Consider the following 13,427-nt stretch of genomic DNA (forward strand, 5'->3'; position numbering starts at 1 on the left):
TTCATAACCGAATTATCATTGCCGTTATTAACATTCGGCAATTGATTAGGACGTTTATTCCCTTGAATTTGCTTACCCGCTAATGCTAACAGCTTCATGGCTTCCGTTCTTTTACTTGGATCAGTTGGAATTACATATTCTGACCAACCACCTTCAGCTAGTCTGTATAATCCTTCGTTATTAATTAAACCACCTGTAGCATATCCAACACCTCGGTATGCCTTTTCTAAGCTACCATAACGCGATACTGCATATCTAATGGATGCAATTATATTTGATAATGGATCGTAAATATCTTTGTTGTATCCTGGCATAGCATGAGCTTTAAAAGTTGGGTCAATAACCTGCATTAATCCTTTAGACGGAATACCTCTTTTAGCATTAATATCCCAAAGGTTAATAGCTTTTGGATTCCCTCCGGACTCTGTTTGCATTTGATATAACAAACGATCTAAATTAGATTCACTGAATTGATTAGTAAGCATTAATGCTTGAGTAGCAATCCCAGCCCATTGTTTAACTCCTGCTGTAGAACCGGAAGAACTTGAACTTCCTATACTTCCAAACCAATTGCTCCATATATCCTTTATCCAACTTGTTGCATATTCACCAATTAGTTTTAAAGGACTGCCTGTGTGTTTATTTAACCAATCAGGTATTATTTCATCCTTAAGATTAAATTTTCCCGTCATAAAATCCCAAACAGAACCTGCTCCATCCATGAACATATTAAAATAATCTCCGATACCTTCTGCATAACCAGGAAAGCCGTAACTTCTTAGCATTTGTTCTGTTTGTTTATTCGGAAGTACTGAAGTACCTCGCGGAAGATTAGAATGAAACTCTGGTCCTCTTGCGCCTAGTAAGGTTATTCCTTTTCCGGGAACAAAACCTAATTCTCTTCCTTCTTCACCAACTATAGCCGGTCCTCCTGGATGTCCATTTGATGATGTTCCATTTGCGTAACCAGCAACTAATTTTGCATCTTGTCTTCTTAACTTTTGTCGACCTGTTTCTTTGACGGTTCCTTTTTTAGCAAGTGGCTCTTTATCAAATAATCCTCTAATCCAGTTAACAGCATTAAGGACTCCATTGTATACCCGATCGTAAGCACCTAACACTTCTCCAGTTTCCCAATCTACTTCAGATACATGTTCATTTGCTTGCGCCTTTGCTTCGGACACAACATCGTAATGCATGTCTTGAGCTTTTGTAACAGTTTCATTTCTTTTTCGTTCAGCTTCTCCAATGATTTTTTTTGCTTCATCAGAAGATATAATACCTAATTCATCTCTAGCTGTTTCTGCATAAGAAACTGTTTCTGCATATTGTTTATCTGCATCGCTAATAACTTTATCTCTTGTTTCAACAGATTTTTTTACCGTGTCGGCTGCTGATTCAGCTTCTAATACACTTTTTTGTTCTTTTAAATTATTTAAAATTATCATTTGTTCTTCTTGACTTGCTGACAATTCTTCAACAGCTTTAGTTCTCATTTGTTCTTGCAATTTAGCTATTTCATTTGCTTCCGCATCGGTGATACCACGTTTTTGCTCCGCAGCCAATGTCCAAATTTCTTTTATCCTAGCTTGTTGTTCGGTATATGTTTTTTCTTCTTCTAATTGTTTTGCTTTAAGTTTAGCTAGTCTTTTCGCTTCTTCTTGTTCTGTTAATATGTCACTTTCAGCAAAAAGACGTTGTTGTTCAGCAAGTTGTTCGTTATGGTTTTCCTTCATTGCCTGAAGAACTTGGTCACCCATCTCTTGATATTTAGAAACCATATTTTTAGCCATTTCATCCGTTATGGTTTGATTAGACCAAGCTAAACTGTTCAGTTCAGCAGTAGCCTTTTCATCTAAATTCATATAACTACCCACAGCTTTTTCTGTCGCTGCCGAAATTTCTCCAGCAAATATATTACTCTTAATAATTGGCTTATCCATTTGTTTATCAAGAGCTATAAATCCAATTCCTAAACCACCTAACGCAAGTGCTGTTAACCCAATAGGACCAGTTAATGCAGCTAATACACCTGTTAATCCAGTTCCTGCTCCTAGCGCTGGCAGAAGTGGTGAAAGAAACTTCATTACAGTGCCTATTCCTGCACTAACCGTTCCTAGTCCTAATGCAACAGGACCAACAGCTGCCACAATTCCAGAAAATATAACTATAGATTTTTTAGCTTCAGGAGATAGATCGTTGATAAAATCAGTCACTCTTTCAATTTCTTTAGAAACTTTCGGAAGAGTATCTTCTGCGAAGGATAAAAGCACTTCTCCTAATGGTTTTAAAGCGTTCTTTGTATCCCTCCACACTTTTTTAGAACGATTCCCAAATGACTTTTCTACATTCTTTGCCATGTCATCCATCGTTCCATCGACATTCTTTAATTCCTTATTTACGGTTTTCATAGATAGGACAACGTCGGCACCTTGGTCTTCCCATTTTGTCAAATTGTTATCGTAAAGGCTTTTTATCCTCTACCTCTCATAGTTTCCTATGAGTTCAGCATACATTTTCAATCATTAAACAATGATTGTCGTTCACTCGTGGGAGCATTTTATTCTGCTATGCAGTTTCAGCTCCTATGCGTTACGGTGAGCCACACCTTTTAAAGTGTGCTTTACCACGGTATTAGCATATAAATTGGCATAATAAAAGAGCGCTTAAACTAAGCACTCTTGTTCGTTCATATATGATATAAATTGTTGCTTTGTGTTATGTCCATATCCGTATTTATCATGGAATTTTTTATGGCATTTCTTACAAAGTGTAATGCCGTTATTTACATCAAGGCGCTTTTCTTTGCACCAATCCCAACTATCAAGATGATGTGCAGTTAAAATACTGCCCTTGTCGTAACCGCAACATCGGCAAGTGTAATTATCTCTTTCATAAACTTTCGTTCTCCAAATGCCGTAACCTTCAACTAAGCGCTCTTTTTCTCTTTCTTCGTCTGTTTTATCAGGATTATAATTAGGATTTTCTTTTCCAAAACGCTGTCTGCCGTACATAGGATTCTTTTCACCCTTGAAGTTACGTTCTTTATACTTATACATAACTTTATTTTCTTTCATTAGTTCATTACGGCAATCAACACACATTTTGTTATCTTTTCGACCTGATTTATATACCTTATTGCATATCTCACATGTGCGGGTATATCTGTTATTATTGTATTCCCTTTCGCACTCTTTGCAATAACTGAATGGTTTTTTAATCCCGTTTACAGACCGCAGATTAAACTCGCTTAATTGTTTTTCGGCTTTACACCTTGCGCAATACTTATTCTCCATAATAAAAAACCCTCCCATAGGTTTATCCCAATTGCATTTTGTTGAGGAAAGCGTTTGGGATAACGCCTTTCAGTTCGGGTAGCTACTCCCTAACCTATCCTCCCTTATATTATATCATATATGGCTCCAATTTACTTAGCTTCCACCGTTTTTGAACGATTTTAATTCGGCACAATTTCATCAATTTACCGAAAAGGGCTTTTCCTATGGTGTTAAACTCTTTATCTGGCAATGATTTTCTCATTTTTTCTAAATCAGGGATTACTGCTTTATATAAATCTGAAACAGTAGCTTTTCCTTTTTCGTAATCTCTAAATACTTTACGCGTATCCTTAGACATTTCAGACATAGCACTTTTATAAGCTTTCCCCGAATCCTCACTTTGAAGCTTGAATTCTAGTAAAGTATCATTCAGACGATCTAGGTTATAACCCTTTTTAGCCCCATTTGATAAAATGGCGAACATTTCATTAGCTGAAAATCCAGCTTCCTTAAAATTGATCGTATACTCCGCCATGTTATCGAACATTTCCTTAGAAAAGTTCATTCCTTTTTGAGCGCCTTTCGCCATTAAATCAAAGGCTTTATCAGCATCTAATCCATAGTTAGTAATAAGAGTATTTCCTGCCCTTGTGACCTCATTTACTTCACTGTCAAATGTATTTGCTAACAGCATTGCCTTCTTGGTGACCTTTGATAAATCCTCTTCGTTTAAATTAGTGATATTCTGCTTGGTTTGTATTAAAGCATCATCTACTTCACTTAAACTTTCTCCATAACCATCTCGATAAATACCACTTGCGACTTTGGTTAAATATTTGGTTTCATCAGCAGTTGCTCCTAATGAATTTGTTATCTTCACAGAAGAATCTTCAAATTCCACAGCAAGACTGGTAATCCCTGCTCCTAAAGCTATAATTGGTGCGGTTAGTCTTGTGGTTAAAAAACCGCCTACTTTTTTAGAGTGTTCTCCAAAGTTAACAAGACGAGTTCCAGCTCCATCTATTGCATTCCCAAGTCTGGTCCATCTAGATTGAGAGATTCTTTGTTCTTCTCTAAAATCAGCTAATTGTCTTTGAGTACTTTCTATACGTCTTCTTAAAGTATTTAACGCAGCAATCTCATTGTTGTAGGATCGTGCTGCCTTTTCCGCTTCAGCAGAACCCTCTCCATGTTCTCGAACCATCTTTTCATACTCTTGTCTAGCTGACTTAGTCACAGCCTCTTGAACTTCGATTTTTCTATTTAGACCAGTAAGAATCGTTTCATATTTAGCCACTGAACGTTCACTTCGATCAAAAGCAGAAAGATTAGCTTTCATTTCGCTATTAACTGTACGAAGTTTATCTTTTAATCCCGTTAACCCTCTATTGAGTGCTGTAGAATCAAGGTCAAGACCTATCGACAATCCTTCGATTCTCTCCATTCATCCAACCTCCCTTCTTTATGTAAATAAAAAATCCCTAACCTCCAAATGCGGAAATTAAGGACTTAGTTTGTTTTGTTTTATTTTTCTCGGATAACAATTCCACCATAAAATTAAAAGGTATGTCTAATATTTGATTGATATCCTTTCCGCTTTTCATCATATCAAGGACGAGTTTATCCAAATATTCTTTTTGCTTGGCCGGTGAAAAATCCTCGTCTACTAATTTTTCCTCGCCAGGAACTTTTTTGCCTCTTCTGTTTGTCTTCCTTGGGCGATAAATAATATTTGTTCTTGGAGCACATTAATAGCTTCTGGTGCATGAAGGCCGTTGATTAAGTCTTCTTTTTTGAATTGATTTTTATATACTTTATTAGTTACAAAATCTATAAGTTTATCAATCATTTCTTTTTCGGATGTTGCATCTTCACCAGTTTTGAACATTTCTTGGGTTAAATCGATTGCTTCATATACAACGGATAGGGGAATGAATACTGGGGTTACATAAGTTTCAGTTACTACTTCTCCTTCTTTTACCTCTTTAACTAAAACAATGATATTTCTTTTTAAATTAGCCATTTAACTTACCTCCATAAAAAAAGAACAGGAATTAATCCTGCTCTTTAATTAGTACTTTTTTTAGTTTATTTTTTGTGGATGACAATTCTTTAATTCGTTTTTCACTAACAGTTGCATCCGCTTTTCTCGGGAAAATATCACCTTTAATATAAACAGTGTTATCAGTTAAGTCCCTGAAATCTTCTACAACAACGAATTTTGTTGGTTTGTTATCTTCTTTTTGTTTAGCCATTTATATTACGCTCCTTCCGGTGTAGATGATGGATAAGGTTTACCAAATACTTTTGAGAATAGATCATCACGATTAGTTGTTGTACCAGCTTTATCATATGCAAATAAGACAGATTTTTCTTTTGTAAAACCATCAACAGTTCGATCCATAAATTGAGCTGCTATTTCTTCTGAACTAAATTCTGTACTATCACCTTTTGTATTACCTGTAACATTCGGACGAGTGAATAAGCCTTTTGGTAATCCTACATATTCTCGAGAACCATCTTCATGTGTCTTCGCAAAAACAACGGCAACATAAGGAGGATTATCTTCACTACCCATTGCAGTAATTCCTTCCACAACTTCGAGACCTAATAATTTTTGCTTATCTTCTAATGGGATTTTATGAAATCCAGCTGTTACAGCAATATCACCACTAGAGACTGCCATTTCAGCCGTTTTATTATCCCCATATGCCCGAACGATATCTTGCGGCATTTCTACGTTAATTGTTTGTAGAAACTTCACTCGTTCAATATAATCAGCAACTACGCCTTCTCCAACTTCACCATAATAAAATTCATCTACACCAGTAGATGCTCTGTATACTTTCTCTTCCGGCACACTAATCACTCCTATAAATTATTAAAATCTTCTCGATAAACTTTCTTGCCATAACGTCTTGCAACTCGAAAAACTCCTGTAGCTTTGTCCCATTCATCAGGTCCATTAGTTTCCGAGAAACCATTTTTATCTACTAAGATGTTTCGTATCCTTTTAGCGACCAAATCCCTTGTTTTGCGGTTATCTGACCAGATATCAACTTGTATCAAGCTGTCTTCACTTAAATAAATGTTATCTGCATAATCACCTATCCTATCGGAGTCAATAGGATCAAGTACTATATAGGTGCCACTAAAATCCCCCGTTTCTGGATATTCATAAAACTTAATACGGTTGCCTACATATTCTTTAATAACTTCATCCGCAATAAGAAGAGAATACATGTAATCTAACATTAAATTCCCCTCCTTAACTCCCTCTTGATGGTTTCCCGGTACGCATTCTCTGCATTCCGCATCGCTTTTGCAATTGCACCTTTACCTCGAGGATTAGGATTATTAACAGTTCCCCACTCATTCAAGTGAATGATTCTATAACGATCATGTGGACCGCGCCAATGTATTTTCACTGTCCTTTGTCCTGCTTTTCCAGTTGGTTCAGAAATAGTGATTTCTTCTAATGAGTAACCCTGATCTTTAAAGGTAGCGAATTGACGTTTAAGTTCTTCAACAAATACCCTTGCACCAGCTAATAATGCTCTATCACTTATTTGTTGTGATCTTTGTTCTCCCAATCGTCTTTCTATTTCCCTAAGTAATTCACTATTCCCTCTGATATTTACACTCATGTTGTCACCTCTGCGACAATTCTAATTTCTCTTCTATTCCTTAAATCAGGAGCAATATTTTTAACATTAAAGTGTGTGTCTTTATAAATTGGTGCATTAATAGATACATAATGTTTATTTGTTGGTTGGTAAGAACCTCTAGGATCTCTAATTTTGATAGTAAGATCATTCAAAGTTCCTGTTGCTTTAGCTAACTCTAAATCTTTTGCCCATACTCCTTCGATATCTGCCCAGCATTCGTAAAGAACTCTTTTAACTTTCTCACCTGGATCAGGTCCATCATTTCCTGCGTATTCATAAAAAGTAACTCTGGTGTTATATTTTCTTTTAGTCATAGGAAACACCAGCCTTTAGTTGTAACAATATACGATTAAATGATCGTTCAAGTCTTGGGATTTTCTTTTCATCATACTCATAGTCCATTTCTAAGTAGATGATAAGAGCTTGTTTATATAAATCTAATGTTTCTTCAGATATTTTCGCTTCAGGTACTCCAGCTCCTTCTAAGTATCCTTTTGCTGCATTTAAAAGAAGAGTGAGGACACTATCATCCTCACTCCCATCAATTCTTATAGCATCTTTCAATTCAGTGAAGTTTTCTAAGGTAATCATACTTATGCACCTTCAATAGGAGTCTCAACCTCTGCAATACGGAATGCTGATTTTAATTTAATTTGGTGATCCATATAAGCAGTTAAAACAAAATCCTCAATACCTGTACGAACATTTTTATCGCGCTCATAAAGCACATCAAGATCATAGTTGAAATGAGAATAGCTAAAATCACCAACAATTGGTTCTGAAGCAGCATCAATAAATTTTACTGGTTTCCCCCAAACAGATTCAGGTGGTGCAGCAAAATAAGTAGAGTTACCGTTATTTAAAAACTTAACAACTTTAGTATAATCAGCATAATTCATAACGATTTTAGCATTTTCTCTGTAATCCTCATGTAAATCAGCAAGAGCATTAACGATAGCTTCGTAGATATCTGCACCTGATACCTTTTTAATTGCTGAATCTCCTGTTTGGTAAAATGACATATGCTCTTCCCCAACTTTAGGCGTTTTTGTGAATGCAACTTTCTTTTCTTTGGCTGCTAGACCAGATTCAAGAGCACGTTCAACACTTTGCACTAAATTAACATCAGTACCTCGAATGACCGTTTCAGACACAGGAGCAAACACTTTGAATTTATTTCTACCGAATTTAACTACATCACCTGTTACTTTTAACTCTTTAGCTGTATCTGTATCAGCAATAAAATCATCATCATCAAGTTGGAATGAAATCTTAGGTACCTCAAGATTCATTAAATTAGTAAACACCGAAATTTCACGTAATGGATTCTTAACTAATGGTTCCATTAAAAGTTCATTTGTCATAGTTGTTGGTAGTAACTTTTCACCACCTGTATTATTGCGGTCACCTAATGCTGCTTTTACATCATTTGGAACGGGTTGCTGACGGATAGTTGCACGAATCAATTCCGCTTTTGCAGAAGTAACTTTTTGCTTAGGATCTTCTATTCCTGTAATACCTTGATTACCTTCAAATTTCGCCTTTTGTTCAGCTTCCATTTGATCATGTTGTTCTTTAATAACATTAAAACGCATTTGCAAATCCGCTTTAGAAGTTTGTAATGCTTTAATATCTTCCATTGTTGCAGTGGTATCAATAGCTTTTGTAGCTAGTTCTCCTTCTACTTTCTGTAATTGTTGACCAATAGTAGCCATGTTTTGTTTTAATTCGAATAAAGTACTTCCAGTACCACCGAAGAATTGAAGATTAATTTTTAATAAGTTATCTTTTTTCATTAGATAATTCCTCCTAAAATAGTGTTTAAGTATGCAGAATTAGCTTTAGAATCGTTAACGATTTGTTGTCTTAATGCCATTTCTTCTGCTGAAATGACTGTATTTCCATTTAAAACAAGCGCATTTGGCACATTCTTGTACTGTTTAATCCATTTTTCATCTATACAAGCAGCAGCGTTATTCGTTTCTAATATTTCATCACAAAGTCCATATCTCATGGCTTCTTCTGCATTCAACCAAGTTTCTGCATCAAGTAATTGTTTTAATGTATCAGCATCAAGTTTGTCTCCAGCACGATTTAAATAAAATTGAACCATAGATTGATTAATACGCTCGATATCATCTGCAGCTTTACGTAATTGATCTGCATTTCCACTTGCATAAGTCCAAGCATTATGAATCATCAGCATAGAATTAGCATACATAATGATTTTCTTTGAAATCATTGGTAATACGGAAGCGCATGAAGCGCCAACTCCATCAATGTACGAGATAACATCAGCTGGATGACGTTCTAACATAGCAATCATTGCCATCGTTTCAAATACTGATCCTCCAGGAGAATTTATATAAAGGTTTATAGTTTCAATCCCTTCTCCTAATTGATCTAGTTCATTCTTAAAAGTAATTGATGAAACTTCTCCATACTCTTCCCAAGCCCATTTTGTAATCTCGCCATAAATAAAAATATCAGCCGATTTTCCATCTGCTGATGCTTTCATGTTGAAAAATTTATTCGTTTGTTTGTGTTTGCCCACCTTTTTCACCTCCTTTACGTAATGCTGGATCCATTTCTAATGGATACATATCTCCTGATATCCACAATTCAGAAGCCTTTCCACCAACAGGTGGTAAATCTTCTAGCTGTCTTACCTCATCAGGCTTCATTCCAGAACTTCTAATCATCATTTGATAGAACTGGGTTCTAGCTGCAGTATCACCTCTTAGAAGCCCTCCTAGGTTGAATTTAAAATAAAAACCAGCCTTTCTATCAGCTGGTACAAGCAATTTCCTATTCAATTCTTGCTCATATTGTCTAACTATAGGTGTTAATGTCATCTGAACAAATTGAATCATTAGTTGTTCATTGCTCGCAAAACCCATGCCTTCACTATCGTTAAGGAAGCTAACAGGAACGTTAAACACATTTGCTACTCTCGACCTTGTAATCTTCTCAGAAGCCAATGTATCGGAAGCAAAGTATTTACGGTCAATATCTTTTACATTTACACCCGGTTCTTGAAAAAGAATACCGCCATTTTCTTGATAAAAGCGCCTAAAATCATCAATTATTCGCTGTCTTTTATCATTATCCACATTGGCACCGTACTCCAAGATAAAACTATCCTTTTTCTGCATTTCCGAAAGGGAAAATTCTTGTACCGACTTGTCGTATTCTAAAGTGTTTTTTAGTACATCCAACGGACTAATACCAGCCCATCTGCTAGACCCTGTAATGTGCTTAACATGAAACATATTCATATTGTGGACGTAATGTGTTCCGTTATCTCCAAGTACTTGATACCATAATTCACTGTCATCCGTGTTTAAAAAAGGTGATACATAACTAGAATCTATAGGAATTAACTGTTCTGGTTGCATTCTTATATCACGCATAATAAGAGCATATCCATTTCCTGTTTCATTCCTCGAGACTTCTATTTTGTTAATTGCTTCAAAACTCGTCATGTTAGGATTGGGATTATTAATTACTACATCTGCTGCTTGAGTCATCTTAGAATCATAATTTTGATACAGTTTGATTGGAAGGGATGACACTGTATTAGCCAGCCGACTGATCACACTGAAAATAGTCTCATTTGTGGCTATTTTGCCATTATCAATACCCCAAAACTTACGACCAAACCATTTAGAAAAGTCATATCCTGAGCCTTTCCAAGTTACTACAGCTGCCTTCACAGAAAGTTTTATTCTGTTATACCATTGCAAATTCTCACCACCTTTCAATTAATTAAATAAATCGTTCACTGATACAAATTCGATATTACCATCACCTTGAACAGTAGATAACAACTTCATGACTTCTGTATGTGAGTTTAAAAATGCTGCAAATCCGTCAATTTTACGATATTTACTTTGTTTCGAAGGCAGGAAATTCCCATTTCTATCTTCAATCAACTTTACATTGTTCATATACCAACGGAATAGACGATTTTTATTACTAATTACTTTTCCATCAAGAAGTAACTGACGTACATCTTTTAAAGCAGGACTCAATGTAAAATGCCCTTGTCTAACAGGGATTGTATCAAACCCATAAGTCTTTAGGTCTTCGTTCAACCGGTAGGCATTAGCTGGATCGTATGTTATTTTCTTTATGAAATAATCTTTTGACTTCTCAATAAACCAATCATAAACATATTCATGTTTTACATATTCTCCGGGAATAATCGTTAGCCATCCGTTATCCTCAAACTCCTTAAAATTAATGCTCTCATTGTCTTTATCCACTTTAGCCTGTGGCACCCAACTGTGTGAAAGACTATAAACACTTCCATCAGATAACGGGAACTCTAAACAAGCACTTGTAAAGTCCTCCACAGATGATAAATCATATCCACCTATGGCTTCTTGGCCAATAAGATCATTAAGTTCTATCATTTTGTCATTACGTTTTAAAATCTCAATTCCTACAAATGACATTTCATCATTATCTACAAAAATATTAAACTGTTTTGTAATCCAGTCGTTCTTCTCGGAAGGAATAACCTTATCATTATTCCAGTCATCAATTAAGGTTGGTAAATCAAGAGAAACACCCATATTAGGATTAGCTTTAATCCACATTTCGGGTGATTCTACTTCTTCCACACTGTCTAACTCAGCCATGAAATAGAATTTTCTATCTTGGTCAATTACACCGTCAAGAACATCTGTAGCAATCTCATAATTTTGAACCAGCGGACCTTCTAACTGATAACCAGCTGTGGTGATATAAAGAATCATTGGTTGCTTACGTGCAGCACGAGACTTTTTAATAACATTAATTAATTTAAAGTTCTTAAATTCGTGTATTTCATCAAAAATACCAAGATGTGTATTTAACCCATCAAGTTTTTCACTATCAGATGCACGCGGTTCAATTCTTGATTGGGTCTTATCGTAGAAAATCCCTTTTTGATTTTCTCTTAGGTGTTTTCGAAGCAAAGGAGATTTCTGAACCATCGCCCGACTCTCATCAAACAATTCTCCTGCCTGTTGTTTAGTGTTAGCCAACACATATACACGAGCTCCTGGTTCATTATCTTTGGAAACAGCGTAGTTAGCTAAGCCAGAAATCATAGTAGTCTTTCCGTTTTTACGACCAATAAAAATAAGACCCTCTCGAAAGCGCCTATGTCCTGTATCTTTATGAACCCATCCATACAAAGAACCTATGACAAAATGTTGCCAAGGTTGAAGAACTAAACTTTTATAATCCCCTTTAGATGGGCGGCAGAATTTTTCAATATATCTTATTGGTCTATGTGCTTTTTCCTCATCGAATACCCAAGGAAAATCTTCTGTTCCCTGTCTTTTTAAATCATTAAGATGTCGTTGGCATGCTTTTATATTTTTTTTACTTGCCTTTATCTTTCCTTTTACAACTTGTTCGGCATACCACGTTGTTCTTAAAATCGCTGATGGTTTCTCTAATATAAAAAAGTGTTTCACCTGTTCATTACGCCAATTTTTGTACCATTTTGCTACTTCAGATGGTTTAGAAGTCGTCGAAATCGTCGTCATCTTCACCAGTTCCAGTACCGTCTTTTAGTTTTTTTCTTTGAGATGGCGTAAGTCCCATAGACTTTAATAAATTATTTAGGGTTTGTACCGTTTTAGTTAATTCTATGGAAAGGGGATTTTTCACTAGGTTAGTAGCCCCTGCTTTATTGGTGTATTCATACATAAGATCATGTTTTTTAATTTCTGTCTTTAATCTTCTGTAGAATTGATGCGTCTCTAAATATAGTTGAATTAATTCCTCATCCGATTCCTTATATTCATCTCCTAAGTAATCTCTAAGCTTTTTTGCAGTAGGTACGGCCAATAGTTACCCCCCTTTCATGAAAAAATTAATCGCAGTACGCAGGATGGGCCCACCTCGGTCCCTGGAGCCTCTAAAAATAGTTTATAGGGCAGGGGGGGGCTATCTCTTCTTACTTGGATGAAAATAATTAACAGGACCACCGCATTTAGGACACTTGATTCCATCACGTATCCTATGAGAAGTTTCTTTCCAACCACATGTTTTTATCATGCAAAAATGAGTTGTTAGTTTACTTTTCATACCAAATCCTCCATCAAGTCACTTCTTGATTAGCTTGAGACTTAATAACATTTATTTTTGATTTCTTTTTCTTCGGTTTACTTCTTCCACGATCAGGATGCTCTGCTTCATGGCATGCATTACATAGTGAGACTAGGTTATCTAATGTTAATGCTAGCTCAGGATAGTCACGTAATTCTTTTATGTGATGAACCATATCAGCAGGAACAATTTGCTTTCGTTTCAGGTGATGAACACACAGATAGTTGTCACGTTCTAAAGCTAACTTCCTAGCCTTCGACCAAGCAGCAGACTTATAGAATCTACGCGACTCGGGATCTCGTTTATATTTGTCATAGAATTGGCGGCTATTCATTTGTTCACCTACTCTCTATATTCAGTCACATGCATGACC

Annotated in this window: 17 protein-coding genes; all 17 read right to left on the reverse strand. The window is 35.9% G+C overall.

Going from position 1 to position 13,427, the window contains the following annotated elements:
* Positions 1 to 2,453 (reverse strand): transglycosylase SLT domain-containing protein (locus NST60_RS26455; RefSeq protein WP_341100983.1); only part of this gene is annotated, 2,453 nt, incomplete at its 3' end.
* Positions 2,454 to 2,666: 213 nt separating this feature from the next.
* Positions 2,667 to 3,296: an HNH endonuclease gene (locus tag NST60_RS26460; RefSeq protein ID WP_341100984.1), complete on the reverse strand. Its 630-nt coding sequence runs from the start codon at positions 3,294 to 3,296 to the stop codon at positions 2,667 to 2,669.
* A gap of 109 nt (positions 3,297 to 3,405) precedes the next feature.
* Positions 3,406 to 4,722 carry a phage tail tape measure protein gene (locus NST60_RS26465; RefSeq protein ID WP_341100986.1) on the reverse strand — a complete coding sequence of 439 codons (1,317 nt, stop codon included), beginning with the start codon at positions 4,720 to 4,722 and terminating at the stop codon, positions 3,406 to 3,408.
* A gap of 37 nt (positions 4,723 to 4,759) precedes the next feature.
* Positions 4,760 to 4,885, reverse strand: coding sequence for a phage tail assembly chaperone GT (gpGT, locus tag NST60_RS26930; protein WP_445304427.1), 126 nt, complete (start codon positions 4,883 to 4,885; stop codon positions 4,760 to 4,762).
* 59 nt (positions 4,886 to 4,944) lie between these two features.
* Complete coding sequence (gene gpG / locus NST60_RS26470) at positions 4,945 to 5,301, reverse strand: phage tail assembly chaperone G (RefSeq protein ID WP_341100988.1); 357 nt, start codon at positions 5,299 to 5,301, stop codon at positions 4,945 to 4,947.
* Positions 5,302 to 5,332: 31 nt separating this feature from the next.
* Entirely contained in the window at positions 5,333 to 5,533 is a 201-nt protein-coding gene (locus NST60_RS26475) for a hypothetical protein (protein ID WP_341100990.1), read from the reverse strand.
* 5 nt (positions 5,534 to 5,538) lie between these two features.
* Positions 5,539 to 6,138, reverse strand: coding sequence for a major tail protein (locus NST60_RS26480; RefSeq protein ID WP_341100992.1), 600 nt, complete (start codon positions 6,136 to 6,138; stop codon positions 5,539 to 5,541).
* Between the two features lie 11 nt (positions 6,139 to 6,149).
* Positions 6,150 to 6,533 carry a hypothetical protein gene (locus tag NST60_RS26485; RefSeq protein WP_341100995.1) on the reverse strand — a complete coding sequence of 128 codons (384 nt, stop codon included), beginning with the start codon at positions 6,531 to 6,533 and terminating at the stop codon, positions 6,150 to 6,152.
* Positions 6,533 to 6,925, reverse strand: a complete 393-nt coding sequence (locus tag NST60_RS26490) for a hypothetical protein (RefSeq protein ID WP_341100999.1) — start codon at positions 6,923 to 6,925, stop codon at positions 6,533 to 6,535. The genes NST60_RS26485 and NST60_RS26490 overlap by 1 nt, the downstream gene beginning before the upstream one ends.
* A complete protein-coding gene (locus NST60_RS26495) occupies positions 6,922 to 7,260 on the reverse strand; it encodes a phage head completion protein (protein WP_341101001.1) in 339 nt (112 codons plus the stop codon). The genes NST60_RS26490 and NST60_RS26495 overlap by 4 nt, the downstream gene beginning before the upstream one ends.
* Entirely contained in the window at positions 7,253 to 7,537 is a 285-nt protein-coding gene (locus tag NST60_RS26500; RefSeq protein WP_341099734.1) for a head-tail connector protein, read from the reverse strand. Before NST60_RS26500 ends, NST60_RS26495 begins: the two co-directional genes overlap by 8 nt.
* 2 nt (positions 7,538 to 7,539) lie before the next feature.
* A complete protein-coding gene (locus NST60_RS26505) occupies positions 7,540 to 8,742 on the reverse strand; it encodes a phage major capsid protein (protein WP_341101003.1) in 1,203 nt (400 codons plus the stop codon).
* Positions 8,742 to 9,500, reverse strand: a complete 759-nt coding sequence (locus NST60_RS26510; RefSeq protein ID WP_341101004.1) for a head maturation protease, ClpP-related — start codon at positions 9,498 to 9,500, stop codon at positions 8,742 to 8,744. Before NST60_RS26510 ends, NST60_RS26505 begins: the two co-directional genes overlap by 1 nt.
* Entirely contained in the window at positions 9,475 to 10,692 is a 1,218-nt protein-coding gene (locus tag NST60_RS26515; protein WP_341101007.1) for a phage portal protein, read from the reverse strand. The genes NST60_RS26510 and NST60_RS26515 overlap by 26 nt, the downstream gene beginning before the upstream one ends.
* An 18-nt stretch (positions 10,693 to 10,710) precedes the next feature.
* Positions 10,711 to 12,489 (reverse strand): terminase large subunit, encoded by a 1,779-nt coding sequence (locus NST60_RS26520; RefSeq protein ID WP_341099728.1) that lies wholly within the window; start codon positions 12,487 to 12,489, stop codon positions 10,711 to 10,713.
* The gene (locus tag NST60_RS26525; RefSeq protein ID WP_341099726.1) at positions 12,464 to 12,793 is read right to left on the reverse strand and encodes a phage terminase small subunit P27 family; all 330 of its coding nucleotides are present in this window, start codon (positions 12,791 to 12,793) and stop codon (positions 12,464 to 12,466) included. The genes NST60_RS26520 and NST60_RS26525 overlap by 26 nt, the downstream gene beginning before the upstream one ends.
* 253 nt (positions 12,794 to 13,046) lie before the next feature.
* The gene (locus NST60_RS26530; protein WP_341101010.1) at positions 13,047 to 13,388 is read right to left on the reverse strand and encodes an HNH endonuclease; all 342 of its coding nucleotides are present in this window, start codon (positions 13,386 to 13,388) and stop codon (positions 13,047 to 13,049) included.
* Positions 13,389 to 13,427: the final 39 nt, after the last annotated feature.

The organism is Niallia sp. FSL W8-1348, from assembly GCF_038006745.1.
In the GTDB taxonomy this organism is placed as follows: Bacteria; Bacillota; Bacilli; order Bacillales; family Cytobacillaceae; genus Niallia; species Niallia alba.

Coding starts and splice junctions, on each gene's coding strand:
- NST60_RS26460 (WP_341100984.1), bottom strand. CDS start 3,296: ATGGAGAATAAGTATTGCGCAAGGTGTAAAGCCGAAAAACAATTAAGC.
- NST60_RS26465 (WP_341100986.1), bottom strand. CDS start 4,722: ATGGAGAGAATCGAAGGATTGTCGATAGGTCTTGACCTTGATTCTACA.
- gpGT (WP_445304427.1), bottom strand. CDS start 4,885: ATGATGAAAAGCGGAAAGGATATCAATCAAATATTAGACATACCTTTT.
- gpG (WP_341100988.1), bottom strand. CDS start 5,301: ATGGCTAATTTAAAAAGAAATATCATTGTTTTAGTTAAAGAGGTAAAA.
- NST60_RS26475 (WP_341100990.1), bottom strand. CDS start 5,533: ATGGCTAAACAAAAAGAAGATAACAAACCAACAAAATTCGTTGTTGTA.
- NST60_RS26485 (WP_341100995.1), bottom strand. CDS start 6,533: ATGTTAGATTACATGTATTCTCTTCTTATTGCGGATGAAGTTATTAAA.
- NST60_RS26490 (WP_341100999.1), bottom strand. CDS start 6,925: ATGAGTGTAAATATCAGAGGGAATAGTGAATTACTTAGGGAAATAGAA.
- NST60_RS26495 (WP_341101001.1), bottom strand. CDS start 7,260: ATGACTAAAAGAAAATATAACACCAGAGTTACTTTTTATGAATACGCA.
- NST60_RS26500 (WP_341099734.1), bottom strand. CDS start 7,537: ATGATTACCTTAGAAAACTTCACTGAATTGAAAGATGCTATAAGAATT.
- NST60_RS26505 (WP_341101003.1), bottom strand. CDS start 8,742: ATGAAAAAAGATAACTTATTAAAAATTAATCTTCAATTCTTCGGTGGT.
- NST60_RS26520 (WP_341099728.1), bottom strand. CDS start 12,489: ATGACGACGATTTCGACGACTTCTAAACCATCTGAAGTAGCAAAATGG.
- NST60_RS26530 (WP_341101010.1), bottom strand. CDS start 13,388: ATGAATAGCCGCCAATTCTATGACAAATATAAACGAGATCCCGAGTCG.